The following is a 295-nucleotide window of genomic DNA, read 5'->3' on the forward strand; positions in this document are numbered from 1 at the left end:
TGGTGATCACGCCCTTATCGGTGGTGATCGTAGTCACGCCTTTGGAGGCATGGCTCAGGGTGGCGGTGAAGACGTACTGCGCCGACGGGCCTTCGAATTGCTGCGAGCCGGACAGGCTCACAGTCGATGGGGTTAGGGTATCCACCACCGTCGAAGTGGCAGAGCCGTTGCCCGCTTTAATACCCAGGCTTTCAAAGCCAGGACCGTTTACACCGGTGATCGTGGCGGTCAACGAGCTGCCGTCGGTGTAGACGTCTTCGCCGTTACTCGCATCAATTTTCAGGGTGCCGGTGGT

1 protein-coding gene is annotated in these 295 nt (G+C 59.3%); it reads right to left on the reverse strand.

Features of this window, described 5'->3' with window-relative positions:
• The coding region (locus tag DM813_RS28385) for an immunoglobulin-like domain-containing protein (protein ID WP_164897191.1) at positions 1 to 295 on the reverse strand (295 nt) is incomplete at both ends.

The sequence above is a fragment of the Pseudomonas alkylphenolica genome (genome assembly GCF_004025535.1).
Taxonomy (GTDB): domain Bacteria; phylum Pseudomonadota; class Gammaproteobacteria; order Pseudomonadales; family Pseudomonadaceae; genus Aquipseudomonas; species Aquipseudomonas alkylphenolica_A.